At 32.0% G+C, this 18,518-nt stretch carries 17 protein-coding genes; 13 read left to right on the top strand and 4 right to left on the bottom strand.

What is annotated here, in order from left to right; translation table 11 throughout:
- The first annotated feature begins 19 nt into the window (after positions 1–19).
- The 5 genes from C5Q96_RS04360 to C5Q96_RS04340 all read left to right on the top strand — a co-directional run bounded on the left by C5Q96_RS04360 (position 20) and on the right by C5Q96_RS04340 (position 4,113).
- Entirely contained in the window at positions 20–679 is a 660-nt protein-coding gene (locus C5Q96_RS04360) for a DNA-binding protein (RefSeq protein ID WP_106057193.1), read from the top strand.
- A 295-nt stretch (positions 680–974) separates the two neighbouring features.
- The gene (locus C5Q96_RS04355; protein ID WP_106057192.1) at positions 975–1,625 is read left to right on the top strand and encodes a DNA-3-methyladenine glycosylase family protein; all 651 of its coding nucleotides are present in this window, start codon (positions 975–977) and stop codon (positions 1,623–1,625) included.
- A 17-nt stretch (positions 1,626–1,642) separates the two neighbouring features.
- Positions 1,643–2,389 (top strand): hypothetical protein, encoded by a 747-nt coding sequence (locus C5Q96_RS04350; protein WP_106057191.1) that lies wholly within the window; start codon positions 1,643–1,645, stop codon positions 2,387–2,389.
- Positions 2,390–2,398: 9 nt separating this feature from the next.
- On the top strand, positions 2,399–3,556 hold the full coding sequence (locus C5Q96_RS04345; RefSeq protein WP_106057190.1) for a hypothetical protein: 1,158 nt from the start codon (positions 2,399–2,401) through the stop codon (positions 3,554–3,556).
- 2 nt (positions 3,557–3,558) lie between these two features.
- A complete protein-coding gene (locus tag C5Q96_RS04340) occupies positions 3,559–4,113 on the top strand; it encodes a Bsp6I family type II restriction endonuclease (protein ID WP_106057189.1) in 555 nt (184 codons plus the stop codon).
- A 42-nt stretch (positions 4,114–4,155) separates the two neighbouring features.
- On the opposite strand, the gene dcm is transcribed toward C5Q96_RS04340, so the two are convergent.
- The 4 genes from dcm to C5Q96_RS04320 form a co-directional block, all read right to left on the bottom strand.
- Positions 4,156–5,295, bottom strand: a complete 1,140-nt coding sequence (gene dcm / locus C5Q96_RS04335; protein WP_245905546.1) for a DNA (cytosine-5-)-methyltransferase — start codon at positions 5,293–5,295, stop codon at positions 4,156–4,158.
- Between the two features lie 19 nt (positions 5,296–5,314).
- Positions 5,315–5,497: a sucrose-6-phosphate hydrolase gene (locus C5Q96_RS04330; RefSeq protein WP_106057187.1), complete on the bottom strand. Its 183-nt coding sequence runs from the start codon at positions 5,495–5,497 to the stop codon at positions 5,315–5,317.
- A 236-nt stretch (positions 5,498–5,733) separates the two neighbouring features.
- Positions 5,734–7,065 carry a relaxase/mobilization nuclease domain-containing protein gene (locus tag C5Q96_RS04325; RefSeq protein ID WP_106057186.1) on the bottom strand — a complete coding sequence of 444 codons (1,332 nt, stop codon included), beginning with the start codon at positions 7,063–7,065 and terminating at the stop codon, positions 5,734–5,736.
- Positions 7,066–7,425, bottom strand: coding sequence for a plasmid mobilization protein (locus C5Q96_RS04320; RefSeq protein WP_106057185.1), 360 nt, complete (start codon positions 7,423–7,425; stop codon positions 7,066–7,068).
- 294 nt (positions 7,426–7,719) lie between these two features.
- On the opposite strand from C5Q96_RS04320, the gene C5Q96_RS04315 reads away from it, so the two are divergent.
- The 8 genes from C5Q96_RS04315 (at position 7,720) to C5Q96_RS04285 (ending at position 18,169) form a co-directional block, all read left to right on the top strand.
- The gene (locus tag C5Q96_RS04315; RefSeq protein WP_245905545.1) at positions 7,720–8,019 is read left to right on the top strand and encodes a metalloregulator ArsR/SmtB family transcription factor; all 300 of its coding nucleotides are present in this window, start codon (positions 7,720–7,722) and stop codon (positions 8,017–8,019) included.
- Between the two features lie 293 nt (positions 8,020–8,312).
- Positions 8,313–8,726, top strand: coding sequence for a sigma-70 RNA polymerase sigma factor region 4 domain-containing protein (locus C5Q96_RS04310; protein ID WP_106057183.1), 414 nt, complete (start codon positions 8,313–8,315; stop codon positions 8,724–8,726).
- 162 nt (positions 8,727–8,888) lie between these two features.
- Positions 8,889–11,426 (top strand): DEAD/DEAH box helicase family protein, encoded by a 2,538-nt coding sequence (locus C5Q96_RS04305; protein WP_106057182.1) that lies wholly within the window; start codon positions 8,889–8,891, stop codon positions 11,424–11,426.
- A gap of 502 nt (positions 11,427–11,928) precedes the next feature.
- A complete protein-coding gene (locus C5Q96_RS08720) occupies positions 11,929–12,084 on the top strand; it encodes a hypothetical protein (protein WP_170035485.1) in 156 nt (51 codons plus the stop codon).
- Between the two features lie 98 nt (positions 12,085–12,182).
- Entirely contained in the window at positions 12,183–13,847 is a 1,665-nt protein-coding gene (locus tag C5Q96_RS04300) for a recombinase family protein (RefSeq protein WP_106057181.1), read from the top strand.
- Positions 13,847–15,514 (top strand): recombinase family protein, encoded by a 1,668-nt coding sequence (locus C5Q96_RS04295; protein ID WP_106057180.1) that lies wholly within the window; start codon positions 13,847–13,849, stop codon positions 15,512–15,514. Before C5Q96_RS04300 ends, C5Q96_RS04295 begins: the two co-directional genes overlap by 1 nt.
- Entirely contained in the window at positions 15,507–17,000 is a 1,494-nt protein-coding gene (locus C5Q96_RS04290) for a recombinase family protein (RefSeq protein WP_106057179.1), read from the top strand. The genes C5Q96_RS04295 and C5Q96_RS04290 overlap by 8 nt, the downstream gene beginning before the upstream one ends.
- Positions 16,991–18,169 carry a DNA helicase gene (locus C5Q96_RS04285; protein ID WP_106057178.1) on the top strand — a complete coding sequence of 393 codons (1,179 nt, stop codon included), beginning with the start codon at positions 16,991–16,993 and terminating at the stop codon, positions 18,167–18,169. The genes C5Q96_RS04290 and C5Q96_RS04285 overlap by 10 nt, the downstream gene beginning before the upstream one ends.
- Positions 18,170–18,518: the final 349 nt, after the last annotated feature.

The raw sequence follows: 18,518 nt of genomic DNA, 5'->3' as shown, positions 1-18,518 counted from the left end.
AGAAAAATGGAGGTATATTATGAACTACAATGAAATGAGAAATACCCTAGAACAAATGGCAAACGAAAATCACGAAGATTTTGCAAAGGCACTAATTAGTTTTGAAAAAGGAATTAATGATAAAGATGCCTTGGACAAGTTATACCAGGAGTATATGGATAATGACAGTATGAGCTTACTTAATGATGAGTTTGATTATTTGATTGATGAACTTAGAGAAAATGGACAGATTAAAGAAAGTGTAGCAATCGAAAAAGAAGATAATAATCTGGTGAACATTGTTGGGAATGTCGTAGGTGAGATTGAAACAATTGATAGAGAAAACAAAAATGGAGAAGCCTTTAAAGTAGTTAATTTCTCGGTTGTGTCAAAAGATGATGAGGGAAATAAGACTTATACAAATTGTTCGGCTTATGGAGATAAGGGAGATATACCAAAGAATTTTAAGCAAGGTGACTTTGTAAAGATTTTTGGTCAGGTAAGAACATCCATTGACGATAATGGAAAAGAGCATACTAATATTAGAATCCTATCGTCTAAGCTTTTGAAAGCAAAGGAACAGATGAAAAACCAAGAAGAAAAGAAAGAATCTGTACTTGGGGCAATAAAAAAATATAAAGCTGAAGAAAAAGCAAAATCTATTGAGAGGAAAGAAGCTTCAAAGGAAACTGAGAGATAGAATATGTCGGTGTAGTCCTCGAGCTACACCGATTATTTTTTTATGAAAATTAGCTCTGGAATAGATTTTTCATGGCTGGTATAATAAAAGGTAATAGTTTTTGAAATATAAAATCACAATGAAAAGTTATATTTGATTTTAAAGTCTGAATTCAGCAAAAAAGGAAAACATAGGGCAATTAATAACATAAGCCCTAATTTATGTGAAATGACGAGTATCAGTTCTACATTAATGTATGTAAGTGATATTTCTGCGATTGTGAAAGAAAATGAATGAAAAATAAAGGGGGAAAGTTATGGGTGAAATAGTAATACTTGATAATAGCTCACCTGAAATTCAATACCTCTGCAAGAAAGATAAACGATTAGCAAAAGTAATATCTATGATTGGTTCCATTACGTATGAGATTTATGATGAAGATCCTTATGAGTTTCTTATTCATGAAATCATAGAGCAAATGCTATCTATCAAAGCTGGAAATAAAATATTCTCCAGATTAGTAGATTTATGTGATGGCGAAGTCACACCTTCAAAGGTGAACAAATTATCCGATGAACAAATTAAAAGTATCGGAACTGCAAATTCTAAAGTATCTTTTATTAGAAGTGTTACTAATGCTGTTCTTAATGGTGAATTAGATTTTGGCTCATTAAAAGAAATGAATGACTCTGATGTTTTTAAGCACCTAACATCATTCAAGGGAATTGGAAAATGGACAGCAAATATGTATTTGATATTTGTTCTTAACCGAATGGATATCTTACCTACAAACGATGCTGCTTTCTTACAATCCTACGAGTGGCTTTATAAGACAACTGACCGTTCAGATACATCAATACGAAACAAATGTAAAAAATGGAAACCTTACTCCTCTATTGCTTCTAGATATTTATACCGTGCATTAGATTCAGGATTAACAAAGGAAGAATTCCATTTGTATAAATAACAAAGGAGATTTTGATTATGCCAGATTTTAACTATCTTGATAAACGTGCTAACGAATACTACATAAATAGCCATGTACCGTTCTCTCCACTAGGAACACTAAATCCAGACTTAGTAGAAACAGTATTTGATTTTGCATATCAAATGACTTTCGGGCAAGGCGGAGAACACAGAGCACACAGAACAGGTGGAACTCATCAAAGACGAAATGGAGAAATCTTTGCGAATACATTCCAAGGTAAGCTTGCAGAATATGCTCTTTTTTGCGTACTGACTAATAGTGGCATTAATGTAAGTGAACCTGATTTAGGTGTTTTCGGTTTAGGCGAGTGGGATTCTGTTGATTTAACAATCGGCGATGAATCAGTTTCAATTAAATCAACAAAGTCTTTTGGGAATCTTCTTTTATTAGAAGAATATGATTGGGACGAACAAGCAAATTATCTACCTAATGGTCATGGGTATGACTATACATTTTTAATTAGAATGAATCCATTCTGTGAAGACGTTATGAGAAGAAATAGATTTTTATATTCTGATAGCATTAATGAAGCAATCCTTAAACAAATAATCATGGCAGAAAGCTGGACGTTTGATATACCGGGATATGCAACCAGAGAAGACTTAATTCAGATAATCAACGAAAACTATATTCTTCCACGCGGTTCTATGCTTAACGGTAAGACTCGAATGGATGCATCAAACTATTACATTCAATCAGGTGATATGAGAAACTTGAACAGTTTCATTATAGACCGAGGATAAGGAGGATATATGATTACTATACCAATAAACAAAAATGACATACTGAAGTCGATATATTTCATCACAGCAATCATACAAAAGCAAACAAGCGGTTCAATGCAAGGGGCGTTAAGTTCCAAAGGCGACTTGATGGGTGGTATTTTTGACAGATGGATTAACACCGTTCCTGAAAGTATTATTTTCAATAAAATTATACTTCCGGAAGTGAGAAATGGTCAGTCCTCTGAAATCATTTCAGACTTTTATTTGTATGATCCTAAAACAGCAGGAATAGCACCAGATGTAATAGGAATCAGAACCCCTAACGGTACTATACCATTTGCAGTTTTTAATGAACGATGGATTCCTGTAGACAATATGCCTCAAATTGAAGTTAAAACCTTCAAGAAACCTCAAAAAATGATTTCACTTAGAAATCAGGATTACGATGGCAAATATCTTGTAATGGCTGAAAGTGAACTAAGAATTGATTATTTGTTACCGTTTTTTGATGCTTCAATCTTCCAGGATTCAATCCATAGCAATCTTGTAATGGATGATGATTCTTTTATTGTTTCTAATTCTGCTGGTAGATTGCAAGGAATAGACATTGTTAACATTAACAATTATGAAATCGGAACTGTCACATTACTCAAAGTTACTACAGCCGAAGCTTTCATGAATTCTGCTACTTTCTGTGAAGGTACTGTAAGTGTTCAATACATAAATGGAGTAGAGAAAAAAACAAGAGTTCCTGCCGGGGCCTCTGAAGAAATCCCGTTATCAGAATACTGCAATAGAACAGAAATTGGTTTATACAGATTTTCAGATAAGTGGTATGAGGGATATACATCCGAAAAGATACCGTATTATACAAAAAACTCACGTGGTGGGTCATCAAATGCATTTTTGTATAGAACATTGGATTTTTATGTGGACGATATTAATTCAGTAAGCATAATTAAAAAATCTAATAGTTCTATGTATATAAAGACTAATAAATCTATTAGATTAAACGAGCATCAGCTCCAAGCTGATTCGATTTACAAGGTTGACTTTGCTATGCTTGACCGCAGTTCTAATAACGGTGTCGAGTATTTTATGCAAAAGAGTTTAATAACACACATTGATGATTATCAAGAACAATTAAAAAATTCACTTGAAATAATAATAAACGGAGGAAAATAATAATGAAAGACTACAAAGTAAGATTAAAGGATGGAACAATTATCACAGGAGATGACTTTGACCAAAATGACTTTGAAAAATTGAAAAGCATATTTAAGAAATGGTTAGATATTAACGCCGATTTAAAATCTCTTAAAGGGCGTGGGTTAAATGTCCCTGATGTTTTCAGTGAAGCCTTGTTCTGCATTGCTTTTGATGCTGTTCGTACTAACAATGATCCAGGCGCACACTCTTATGACTGTGTCATCAAAGCAACAGATGAAGGAGTTCAAGTTAAATCTGCATCTATTCCTAATGATTGCACTTCTTTCGGACCTACCTCAACTTGGGATTTATTATACTATGCAGATTTTGCCCCAAATGGTTATGTAGATGGTAATGTATATTTCTATGAAATAGATTCTGCCGATGTATACAGTTTAGTTTTAAATCAGAAAAAGAATGAAACTTTTGCTGACCAGCAGGCACAAGGAAGACGTCCACGTTTTTCTATGCAATCAAGAATAATTAGAGAAAAAGGTCTTAAACCTGTTAAGAAAATAAGTCTCGTTGATTAAAAAAACACAGCCAGAATGAAAATCTCTCATTCTGGCTGTTTGTTATTTCGAAATAATTTTCAATATTTCTTCTGCTATAAGTGTAATCACAGGAACTGAAACTGCATTTCCCGCCTGTTTATAAAGATGGCTATTTCCATACGCCTTTCCTTTATAAGTTGTAGGTAAACAATATCCATTTCCGACTGGAAATCCTTGTAACTTGAATGTTTCTGCAGGAGTCAGTTTTCTTATACCGCTTGGTGTCAGAATCAAAGGAACGTTATGCCCTCCAGTTCCCATGTTAGCCGTTAAGGTTGGACAAACATCGGATTGATTCTTTCTAACATACTGACCTCTTCTAAGCTGATAAAACTGGTACATTTCTGTAATTGCTTCTGTTAAATGGATGCGGATATTCTTTTCACCTTCCAGTTCTTTGAATTCCGCCTCCGTAACAAAATAGTGAGGATATCTCTCCCTAGTGTAAAAATATGACTTATCTTCAACGGAGTAATCAATTATCTTTTTTACATCTTCAGCTCTTTCTTCTGTTCCTTTTTTCTTTTGGAAAGGAGTCAAGTTATCAAACATGGTAAACTGATCAGCATCTTCCTTATTCAAGAAACCAATGATATAAATACGCTCTCTGTTTTGTGGCAAATCAGAGTAGAGCATCGTATTTAGAACCATCTCTTTGATTATATAACCACTTGCTTCTAGTTTGCTTTTGATGACCTGATAAGTTCTACCTTTATCATGCGCCTTTAAATTTTTAACATTTTCTAGAAAAAGAATTCTAGGTTTCTTTCCAAACTTTGCATCCAGCTGGCTTATCAAATCAATGAATGACATAAACAGATTTCCTCTTTCATCATTGAAACCTTTCTGTTCACCAGCAATACTAAATGCCTGGCAAGGAAATCCGCCATTTAAAATATCGATTGGTTCTGCCAAAATCTTCTCATGTAACTGTGAGTAATATTCAATATTATCGCTGTTTTCAGGATGTAAAACCATATTTATATCACCCTCAAGCAACGTATGTTTAAAGTTTGTTCTGTATGTTTCACACGCAAATTCGTCTATTTCATTTGCCCAGCTCATTATATATTCAGCATCTGGATTTTGGGCATTCATAAAGCCTAAACAAATACCACCTACACCGGCAAACAAACTTCCGACTTTATACTGTTTTTTCATAATATTATCCTTTCAATTCTTATTTATTTTCATCTTCATCAACCCTAAGAATAAGTTGAACATTAAGTTGGTCATAATAAACTTTGAATTTACTTTTCCCTTTTTCTATATTTAGATTTTCCAAAATGCTCTTGGGCATTCGTATTCTCATGTCTTTTTGTAGTACATAAGTGTCAAGATATATTAATTCTTCGTCTTTCATATGGCTTCCTCCTCAACCTGATTTTAGACTAATTATAACCTGTTTTTAGTCTAAAGTCAACTATGTGTGAGCTAAAATGAACTATTTCAAAATTAGTAAATCAGATAGATTATCATATTCTTATACCTATGTGTTACAAAAATATATTTTAAATTTAAAATTAATTCTCTAAAAGTTAACTCACTTAGAATTCTCCATAAATATAGTAAACATATGCAATAAAAGATTTATAAAAGCTATCTCTCCATTTCCATACTCATATATTTTTCATAATTTTTTCTGATTTGATACAGTTCTTTCATATCGGATTTTGAAGAAGAATACTCTTGCATTAGGGTATTCTTTTTTTCATGCAATGAATCAAGCTCTTTCAAAATATCCTTGGAGTTTGGAAATTTTGAGTAATATTTTTTTAGGTCTAAAAGAACATTTTCATAGAGTGTAATTTCTGATTTATGCTCTTCAAAAAAAGCTTTGTCTGATGGATCTTTCTTATATTCCAGATAGATTTGACGATACAATTTTACGGTATGAACTTGTTCCATAATATTTGATAGAGTTGAAATTTTGTTATCAACAACTTTGATTTGATCCTGTATATTTTGTCTTTTTAATGCGCTTTCTTTAATGAACTCATCAAGCTGGGAGATAGACTTAAATCCTTTTTCACGCATCAAAACCACAGTATCGGCTGCAGTTTTTAAATTATGTTTTGTAGCCCAATACTCGTAGCCTTTGCTTGATTTTATCTTTTCATTATTTGCAATATCTATAATATTTCCGATACGTTTTTTAACAGCATAGGTTCTTTGATTAGCATTATCTAAGATACGCTCTTTTAATCTATCCTCAGTATAATCTTCTCCAATAGTTTTAGCTCTTGTAAATCTTTCTTTGTCCTTGTGCTTAAATGCAATGTGTTTTCCATATTTGATCTCATAATTAAGGGCAGCCATTCTCTTTATAAAATCATCCCAATCTTTGGATTGTTTAATAGCTCTATCTATATCAAATTGAAGTCTACTTTTCCAAGAAGTACCTTTTTTAAATTGGTCATTTTCATACCATGACTTTCCATTAGTCTTATATTTCTTCCTATAAGTTTCGTAGAACTCATCAATAACAGATAGGTTGTTTTCTTTGCATAGTTTATCACTTTGATACTTAATTTGATGATAGCTTCTCTTGTTGGACTGGTAGCACTTGCCTGTAACCATATTTACATTATTGAATATGATGTGATTGTGGATATGCCCTTTATCTATGTGAGTAGATAGTACAAATTCGTATTCGTCCTTTAATATCTTTTTACACAGTTCAAGACCGATTTGATGTGCCATTTCGGGCGTTGCTTCACCGGGTAGAAAAGATTGAATAAGGTGTCTTGCAAGTACAGAACCACTCACTTTGTTATCTTCTCTTGTCTTTATAAAAGCAGTATGAGCAGTAGAAGCAAAGCAGTTGTGAGTGCTTACCAAAATCTTTTCATCGGTTTTTTCTTCGTTGGTAATATAATCAATAGCAAGATTAAGTGTAGATTTTATAGGGTGTATTTTTGTAATTGCCACTTATATGTCATCTCCTTTGTTGGTAGTTTTATTGAGCAGTAGGGAATGTATTTGCCATATTTCTTTTGATAGATGTTCAATTTGGGACTGCATATCTTTTATGTCATCGCTATAGATAACACAAGTCGAATTAACTCGTTTAGCAATTTGGTTGACGCTACTTGCATACCTAAAAAGCAATCCTTGAATTTCTCTAAAGGGCTGTAAATCAACAACATAAATATCTGTTTCAGATACTACTTTTCTTAAAAAATGGTTCATTGTTTTACACTTTGCCATCTTCATTTTCTTTTTGAAAAGTGCTTTTTCTTCTTCTGTTAAGTTTATTTTCAGCTGAATATTTCTAATTCTATTTGCCATATTTGTTACTTCCTTTCATAAAATCTGGGGTCTTAGGGTACTCCCTAACAAGCTAAAATTGATAAAAAAAGAAGCAACTCCACGAGGGGTTGCTTCATCGATTTTTCGTAAGTGGGTACACACTTACTGTGCTTGCTACATAAGAATGATTTGTAAAACAAGCGTTAAGCGAGATATGAGTTTGTGTCTTAATTATACCAAGTATAGAAGTTAATGTCAGCGTATTCAGGAAACTATTTCTAAAAAAATTGAAATAGTTATTGAGTTAAGTCCTGTGATGATGTTATAATTATTTTGAAAAAAATTGAAATAGATTATGGAAAGGCTAAGCTAATGGATTATTATGATAAGTTTAAAGCTCTATCCGATCCGATAAGACTGGATATATTAAATGCATTGAATAATGGAGAGTTATCTGCAGGGGATATTGCAGATAAATTTGCTTTACCAAATTCAAAAATTTCGTATCATTTAGCGATACTAAAAAAAGCAGATATGGTTACAGAAAGAAAATATAAGAATTTTATTTTTTATAGCCTAAATCGAAATGGTATTCAGGAAGCTTTAACTTGGTTTGATAGATTTCAAAAATAAAATTCACATAAATAAGCTTTCTAAAATTAGCAATTACAAGGAGATGAAGATTTAACTGTTAATTAGGAGGATGATGTGCATGGGATGGGTTACGCACGATTTAATAAAAGGGATTCATAATTTTTTGTGCGGAAAATTTTCCTTATTACATTTATCCTTTACCTAATCCCAAACTTAATAAATTAAATAGTAGAACTGTTTTTGTTCATTTGAGAGGACTCGGTGTGCCATCATGCCGTAGTCCTCCTTTTTTGTCTTCAAACAAGATTTTGAAACAAAAAGGAGGACGAAAAATGAATAAAGAATATTTCTTGTTTGTAAACGGAAAGAAGATCAAAGTTAGCGAGGAGATTTATAAAGTCTATTGGCAAGAGAAAAATCATGAGAATTACTTGAAGCAGATAGATCGAAAAAATCATCTGCTTTTATTTTCTTCTTTTGATCATGATGGACATTTTGAGGATAGTATAGTTGATGAGGATTTTGATGTAGATAAGATCGTTCAGACACAGATGATGATTGAGGCAGTGCGAGATGCACTGTCAAAATTGAATGATGAAGAAAGAGAAATCATTGATAGACTTTATTTCAATGATGAAACCATTCGCTCAGTAGCTGAAACTAAAAAAATATCTCATCCAGCTCTCATAAAGAGAAGAAATAAGATATTAGACAAGCTAAGAGAATTGCTGAAAGACTTTAGATAATATTAATCAAAAGGAGCTAGAAAGATAAAATCTATCGGCTCCTTTTGATTTGATAGAATGGAAAAATATGTTTAAAAATGGTATAATTATATCATATATTCAGAAAAAATTTTAAAAATACAGAGTTTTAATTTGTATTATGTATAAAAGAGAGGAGATAATATGGCTATAAATTTTTCGAAATTGAAGTCTTCTTCTAACCAATCATCTATAGAACCGAGAGATATTTTTATGGCATTGCCTACAAAGGATAAAAGCTATGGGTATCCTCGTGATGTTCAAACAGAAGTTTGGAAACAGTGGTTTGATAAACGCAATGAAAAAAACACAATCATAAAAATGAATACTGGAAGTGGAAAAACTGTTGTGGGGTTAACAATTTTACAGAGTTGTTTAAATGAAGGAAAAGGTCCTGCAGTGTATATTGTTCCAGATAATTTTTTAATAAAGCAAGTTTGTGACGAAGCAATAAAGCTAGGGATTAGGGTTGCTTATGATAATGAAGGTGTGAAAGGTGAAGAAGATTATTATTTTAAGCATAATAAAGCAATTTTAGTAACAAATATACACAAATTAATTAATGGTAAAAGCGTGTTTGGGTTACGCTCAAGTAATAATGTTAAAATTGGTAGTATCATAATCGATGATGTACATGCTTGTTTAGATACAATAGAAAAGCAACACACAATAACTATTGAATCTAATCATGATTTATATAAAAAAATAATTTCATATATATCTAACTACACAGAAGTCAAGGAAAGTCAAAATTTTTGTGATATAAAAGATAGAAATGATCCGAGATATAGTTACTTGGTTCCGTTTTGGATTTGGCAAAAAGAATGTCAAAATATATATAATAGTATTTCTGATGAAGATTATAAGGATGAAGCATTCGTATTGTTTAATCTTCCGTTGATGCGTGATAATTGGAAAACAGCTAATTGTGTTATTTCTGCTCGTAGGGTTGAAATAACATTAAAAGGTACTCCTATAAATAAAATAACTAGTTTTGAAGAAGCTCAACGTAGGATATTTATGAGTGCGACACTAGCGGATGATAGTGTATTTGTATCTAGTATTGGATTAAAAGAAAAAGAACTTTCCAATATCATTACACCTGAAAAGGCAAATGATATTGGAGAAAGGCTCATAATTTTTCCTAAACATTTAAATGCCAAGATAACAGATGAAGAGATAAAAAATGAAATTTGTAATGTTGCTAATCAACATAATGTTGTAGTTATTGTGCCATCTTTTGATAGAGCTAATTTTTGGAGTGATATAAGTCCTAGTCAAATTCTTTCATCAAATGCAGATAATATACAAAGTGGTGTTGATAAATTAAAAAGAGGAGAATTCACGGGAATTACAATTCTAGTAAACAAGTATGATGGAATTGACTTACCAGATGATGCTTGCCGAATGCTTGTTGTTGATGGATTACCAAGTATACGGAGTGAGTATGATTTGGCAATACAAGGGATGAATCCAAATGACAACAGATTATGCAGAGAACAAATTCAGAAAATTGAACAGGGAATGGGTAGAGGGGTTAGATCAAATAATGATTTCTGCTCAATAGTATTAATGGGAGAAAAACTAACTGATGTAATTGTAAATCAACATGGTAAAGAATTTTTCAGTTCAGCAACATTAGAGCAATGGAATCTTTCTCAGCAGCTATGGGAACAACTAATGGAATCGACACAAAGTCCTACTATAGAAAATATTTTTGCTTTAACTAATTATATGTTTGAGCGTAACCCAGAGTGGATTTCTGCTAGTAAATCTAATTTATCTAATGTTGTGTACAATAAATCTGGCAATGTAGATTCTTTGATTCTTGCTATGCGTGAAGCTTTTGAAAAAGAATGCTTAGAAAACTATGAAGAAAGTTTTTCAATTATAGAGCAAGAAAAGAATAAAACAAATGATAACAAAACTAAAGGGTTGTTGATGCAGTATATGGCTGAATATAAGAACTTCAGCAATCCGGCTGTTGCACAGGAAATATTACTTTCAGCAAGAAACCTTAATTCTATGGTTTTAAAACCAATTAAGGGAATCCAATTTTCAAAATTAACTAGTACAAATAATGGACAATCTAACTCTATTATAAAATATATTGAAGAAAATGGATTAAATGCCAATGAATATATTCTACGTGTATCGGCTATATTGGAAGATTTAAAATTTTCAGATAATCCTGCGAAGCGATTTGAAAAAGCACTTAATGATATAGCATCAGTTATAGGTATTGCATCATCTCGCCCAGAAGTTCAGTTTGGAGGAGAAGCTCCTGATAACTTACTAGCATTTTCGAATTCTGAATATGTAATTATTGAATGTAAGAATAGAACAATAACAGAATTAATTTCAAAAGATGACTGTGAGCAGTTACTTAGTTCGATACAATGGTTTAAGAATCATTATATTCTTGGAGAAAAATATACTCCAATTATGATTCATAACAGTGATACTTTCCGAACTGAGGCATCACCTAGTCCAGATATGAGAATTATGACACCTGAATTATTGGATGAATTTTCACGAGCAATAAGAGGGTTTGCAGAAGGTGTTGTCAAAAATGGAGTCTTTGGGAACAATAAAGAAGTTGAAAAATTATTAAATTCATTTAAGTTAAATGGTTATCAGATAATTAATCAATATACAAAGCCATTTAGTAAAAATAAATAACTTTTAAATTTTGCATCTATAATTTTATAGATGCATTTTTTGAAATTTCATAAATCTGGTTACCAAGAAGGATAAATTTTCACTATTAAAGTGTAGGGGGGAATTTATCCTTTTTGCTTTTGAGGTAGAAGAGAGAATCTATTCCGTTATTAAGCAAAGAATCCTACATAGCAGAAAGCTAATTGATCTTTGACAACTGAATAGACCAAGGTGGGACGTTATCCATTTGTAGAGAATTATGACCTACGCCAAGACTTTTCTGCTGAGAGATTGGTTTAAATGAATACTGGTAAGTGCCAAGGATAAAAGAAAAAGAGCGATAAATAGGAATACATAAAGGATAGATGTGGCAATCTATCTCTGTGATGCAAATGGTGATAATGATACTTCAATAGTTTAAGCCGGCTCGTCTTAATAAGGGGCGGAGGTGAGATTCCTATGTAGCAGCCAATGCACCTACCAATGTCAAAAAACTTATTAAAAAAATAGTGAGGTTAAGACTATGAATAAAACAAAAGAAGTTAAACAAGATAAGGATAAAAAGCAAATAGCAGATGATTATTCTAAGAAAATAACCTACTCTACGAGCGAAAGTGAAAAGCTCGATTTACTTGATATTGTTGAGATGTATCTATGTAAATCTTGTGTCAGAATTTGAGGGGCTGACAAAGAGAAATAGGGTGCGGTAAAATATAGGTGGTAGAAGTAATCTTCCGAAATGACTATTTGCCAAAATATCATTTTAGGAGGATTGTTATGAGAAATACTGCATGTATGTATCTTCGTCTTTCAAGAGAAGATGGGGACAGTAATGAAAGCAACTCTATTTCAAATCAAAGACAAATAATCAAATCTTACGCTAAAGAAAAGGACATTGAATTATCCTATGAATATGTAGATGATGGATATAGTGGTTCTAATTTTGAGCGACCATATTTTAAGAATATGATTGATGACCTGAATAAAGGAAAGTTTTCTATCATTATGGTAAAAGACTTATCTCGTTTCGGCAGAGATTATATTGAGTCTGGGAAGTATTTGCAAAAGATATTTCCTGAAAAAGGTATTCGCTTTATATCTGTAAATGATAACTATGATAGTGATAATGCAGATGTTAGTGATACACATTTAATACTTCCAATTAGAAATTTTATCAATGACAGTTATTGTCGAGATATTTCTATGAAAGTGAAATCATCAAAAGAGGTGAAAAGGAAGAATGGCGAGTTTATTGGATCATTTGCTCCTTTTGGATATAAGAAAGATGATAAGAACAAACATCAGCTTGTAGTTGATACAGAAGTAGCTCATATCATTGAGCGAATATTTAATATGAAAATAGAGGGTTATTCCTCAAAGGCTATTGCCGACTTTCTAAACAGTATTGGAACAGTTACACCATCAAAGCACAAAGAAAATAATGGTGATAACTTCAATACTGGTTTTGTTGTGAAAAAAGCAAAGTGGGATGCTAAGATGGTAAACCGTATTATTTCAAATAAGGTTTATATTGGTGTCCTGGAACAAGGAAAAACCACAAAATTAAATTATAAATCAAAGCATGAAGTCGATGTTTCCAAAGAAGACTGGATAGCAATAGAAAATGCTCATGAAAGCATAGTATCAAAATCCATCTTTGCACTTGCAAACAAAATGCTACTTCGTGATGTGAAACAGTCTAAAGATAAGCCATATATATTATCAGGTATGCTTTATTGCAAAGATTGTGGAAGTCCTATGATTAGGCGAAAAGTAAGAGACAAGATTTTCTACATTTGCTCTGAATATAACAATGCTGGAGAGTGTTCAAGACATAGTGTAAAAGAAGACTATGTTACTCATGCAACTATTCATGCATTAAATGAATATCTATCTAAGTACAATGAACTGCTTAAAAAAGTTAGCGAAATAGATGCGTCAAAGTTTAAATTAAAAGTTGATTTTGAGTCATTATATGCAGAAAAAAGAAAGTATGAAAGACTTAGACAATCTCTTTATATGGATTTAGAAGAAGAACTTATAACGACTGAAGAATTTGAACGATTTAGAAAAAATTATCTTATTAAGATTAGGGAAATTGAGAAACAAATTATTACAAAGCAAAATATCGTAAATGAACTGAAAATGAAGATAAACGATAAAGGTAGTTTCGTTTCTGAGATAGTTCCTAATCCTGAAAGTGATGAACTAAATCGATTGTCTTTAGTGTCTTTTATAGATCGTATTGAGATTGGAGAAGATAATGTAATTAACTTTGTCTTCAACAATATTGAAACAGTGAACCTGCTTCAAGCAATTGTGGATAGTGATAAGGTTGAAGCTAAGGATACACATAAGGCAAGACTAATATCAATGGGCAAGCTATTTGGTGAGCATTTAGAAAGAGTTGAACCTATGCTTGCAGTTGGAGGTGTTTGTTAATGGCAAGGACTTCCAAAAGATATATAAGAAAAAGTGAAGAACAAACACAAAAAGTATTTTATAAAGCTGGAATATATACAAGATTATCCAGTGAAAGAAAAGAAGAGTGGCGTGAGAAATCATCGTCTATCGAAACACAGGTGCTTTGTTGTAAAGAGTATGCTTTAAAGGAAAATATTAAAGTCGTAAATATTTACACAGACTATGAATATAGTGGGACAAATTTTGAAAGACCACAGTTTCAGGAGATGATGCAAGATATTCGTGAAAGAAGAATTAATTGTATTATCATAAGGGACTTATCAAGACTTGGAAGAGAATATCTTGAGATGGGAAGACTCATAGACAAGGTATTTCCGTTCTTGGGAGTAAGGTTTATTTCTGTTAATGATAAGGTTGATACCGTTAAGGATTTAGACTCTAAGAAGTCATTTGAAGTAACTCTTAAGAATATCGTCAATGATATGTATGCTAAAGACATTTCTGTAAAGATAAAGACAAGTAAACATAATAGGGCAAGAAATGGATATTTTATTGGTTCTGTTCCGCCCTATGGATATAAGGTAGTGAAATTAAAAGAGGGACAGAAGTTAGAAGTTGATGAGAATGTTCGAACCATTGTTGAAGAAATGTTCCGACTAACACTTGAAGGAAAAAGCCAATATGAGGTTGCAAAGCACTTTAATACTATGGGTTATGCTACAGGAATGGTCTATTACAAAACAGGTAGAATTTATAGACAGAATGGTGATCCGCAGTGGAATAAAGGTACTATTTCCAAAATGCTTACTAATAGAACTTATACGGGAACTTTGGTGCAAGGCGTTAAGCAACAAAATCTTGCAAAAGGAATGAAGCAACAATTTGTAGATGAAAGCCAGCATATTATATATGAAAATGCTCATGAACCTATTATCTCAAAAGAAGACTTTGAAAAAGTGCTGCAAGGGCGAGCAAATAGATTAAAGAACAATGCTTTTGGTGCAGAGATGCATAACTTTGAAAGAGATTATGAGAATAGATATAAGGGCTTGATTTTTAATAATGCAACAGGTAAGGAACTTTATCGAAGAACCAGAATTTACGGGACAAACCATGATAGGCTTTATTACTCTTTTCAAAACGATACTTGCACAGGCAAGATAGATAACGAAGTAAGAGTATTTATTATGGAGAGAGACTTAGATAAAGCAATGTCAGAAAAGGTAGCAGATTTTATTACTAAGGCTACAAGCAAGACAAAGCTAATAGAAAGAGTTTCTAAAAGATTTTCTGAAAGTATTGGTAAGCTAAACAAAGATATTTCAAAGCTTAAAATTAAGACGGAGAAGGAAGAATTCCTAATTCAAAAAGCTTATGAAGAATATAGCTTAGGCAAGATTGATAGGGAAACATATAGTCTGAAAAGGGAGATTGCTTTAAGTCATATTGCAACAATCAATAATGAAGTTATTGCTATTGAAAAGGTTGTAAAAGACCTTGAAAGGGATAATAAAACATCTATTAAGTGGATTAAGGATGTGTTTTCGGCAAAAAAGGTTGAAAAATTACCAGCTGATTTAATTCATAGCTTAGTGGAAAAGATAATTGTCTATGGCAATCATAACTTTGAAATAATCTTTAAATTTAATATGGATAGTTTGATGGGAGGTGTAAAGTATGAGTAAGATTGCCCTTTATATCAGATTATCTGTAGAAGATCAGATGAAGAAAGATGAGAGCGAAAGTATCGTCAACCAAAGGTATTTCCTAAATGATTTTCTTAATAGAAATGACGAATTTAAAAGCTTCAAAAGAGAAGAATATGTTGACGATGGATATACAGGGACAAATGAGAAAAGACCATCTTTTCAAAGAATGCTTGAAGAAGTTAAGAATGGTAAAATCAATGCCATAATTGTAAAAGACTTGTCGAGGTTTATGAGAGATTATATTACCCTTGGTGATTATCTGGAGAATATATTTCCGTTTCTTGGTATTAGATTTATTGCTATTAATGATGGATATGACAGTGCTAAGGAAAAAGGAAATGGGACGGATTTTGATATTCAGTTTAAAGGATTGTTATATGACTTCTATACAAAAGATATTTCGCAGAAAGTAAAGACAGTTACTACTGAACTAAAGAAGCAAGGAAAGTTTCTTGCTTGGAGTCCACCATTTGGTTATATGAAAGATCCGGATAATAAGCACAACATTATTATTGATGAAAAGACAGCTTGGATTGTGAGGAAGGTATATGATTTAGCACTTACAGGACTTGCATCGAGAAAGATTGCAGTAGTTATGAATGAAGAGAATATACCAACACCAAACGAGCGTAAAAAAGAACTTACCAATATGGATTATGAATATAACATAGTGTCATCAGATACAAGAGACGCACCAACATGGACAAATGGTACAGTGGTGGATATTTTATCCAATGAAAATTACACAGGCACTTATGTCTTCAATATGCAAGAAAAGTCGGTATTGACTCCTGGTAGTTTTAAACTTAATCCCAAAGAGGAATGGAGTAGAGTTTATGAACATCATGAGGCTATTATCTCAAGAGAAGAGTTTGAAAAGGTTCAAGCTATCAAAGAAAATAATAGTTTCTTAAAAGGGAAAAATACTGACTATCCATGGAGAAAGCATTCTCCATTACAAGGATTTGCAAGATGTCCTACTTGTAACCATATTCTGGGACTTACTCAATCAAAATTTAAGCGACCAGATGGAAGTATGAGAATACATAAGTATTTTCATTGTAGGATCTGCAAGTGCAATAATGTAGAACATAAAAACTCAAGAGTAGATAAGTTAGAGGATCAGGTGCTTGCACTTATTAAAGAGAAATATGGTGAAGCAGAAGTGAAGCCCAAAGAAAAAATAAGTATTAAAGATATAGAGAAGAAGATGGAAAAGCTTCAGGCGAAAAAAATGTCTGATTTTGAAAAATATAAGCTTGGTAAAATGACAAAAGATAAGTTTGTAGAAAGTAAAAACCAGATAGATAATGAATTTGATAGGCTTGATGAAAAGATAAAACTATCTTCTAATGAAACAGAAGTTGTAACAGATAATGAACTTACACGAGAACTTATGGAAAAGTATGTTGAGTCGGTTATCTGTGAAGGTAGTATAGTTCAAAAAATCATATGGAAATAGACGCAAGAGGGAGTGAGAAATCACTCTCTTTTTGCTGTCTAAAAATAGACAATATATTTTGTGTCAGTCGCTTGACACGAGAGGGGAATAGTTATTTATCGCCATCGTCTTTTAAAAATTTAATTGGAAGGGTATGTAGATTTGGAGAGATTTTTAATAATAGCACTGGAGATTTAAAATACTTGTTGCCAGAAATTCATATTGTTAAAGGCGGATATTGTAGACAAAATTTTAAAGTAGAAAATTTTGTCAAAGGACGAAAAATATTAGTTGAAGATTATGATAAAATTGTTGATGATATAAAAAATCCACTGTTAGTTAATTCTGATTCTGATGAAGTTAAAAAGAAAAAGGCAGAAGAAATTCTAGAAAATATTTCTCATAGCGATGTTATAACAGACAATAACTCAAATAAGGCAAAAACAAAAGTTGGGCAGTTATGTTTTGAAAATAATATTAATATATTCAGTATACTTGAAATAGAGAAGCAAATAGATAATGAGATAGAAAACATAAATATAGCTCAAAGTATAGACACAGTTTTCAATATAATAGATCATTTATTTTTTTCTAAAATAAATGATAGTAACGGAGAATACAATAATTTAAAGCGTTTGAGAGAACATGAAGCACAAAGTTTTTACAAAATGCTAATTAACTGGAGAATAATGGGATTTACCATGAAAGTAATGACAGATGAGGTGGTTGGATATTGGAATACACTTAGAGAAGAACAATCAAGAATTGTTTATGTTGGCAAATGGGGGGATAAAACCAGAGGTGGACATAGAGAATATTGGACTGATATTACAGAAAAAGATGAATATGAGAAGGTTAATTTAGCTATCGTAAGATTAAAAGAGGAATATGATTTTATAGACAATGAAATAGTAAAATATATAGAAGTACTATATTCTTTAGAACTTATCGAAGAGTCCCTTTATCTAAAAATAAAATACGGAACAGATGATAAAACTAAAATTGCGTTATTAAACTGTGGCATTAGTAGTATTCTTTCAAAATTGTTGCAAGAAAAATATTCGGATATGTTTGAGGCTGATATAGGTAATAGTACTGTGACTTTTTCTAAAAATTTGATTTCTGAAATGTTAAAAAATAGTGAAAATGGTATATTTATTTCAGAGGTAAAAATGAATGCTAAAGAATAAATTGGAGTTCCATGCTTGCAAAAAAATCGGATAAACAGAAATAAACTGGATAATAAGACTAGATCCGATAACAAAAACCTTGATTATATGCCATTTATACAAAAGGATATTAATGGACATATTGAGATGGAATGATGGACACACACAGAAAGCACGCTCCGAAAGGAGCGTTCAATTAGGGATTTATGGAAATCATGTTTAACTGATAACCTTTAAGGGGTTATAGGACAAAACGTGTTGGTCACTAATCCCAATAATTCTGAAATTCAGATGACTTATGCAGCTCTCCCCAGACCACCGCATCTCCCCATGTAGGGATAGATGAAGTGCGTTTATCCAACTCTGAAAT

This window comes from Mogibacterium diversum, from assembly GCF_002998925.1.
Classification (GTDB): domain Bacteria; phylum Bacillota; class Clostridia; order Peptostreptococcales; family Anaerovoracaceae; genus Mogibacterium; species Mogibacterium diversum.
The sequence above is the reverse complement of the archived record's forward strand: the minus strand, read 5'-3'. Positions and strand labels throughout refer to the sequence as shown.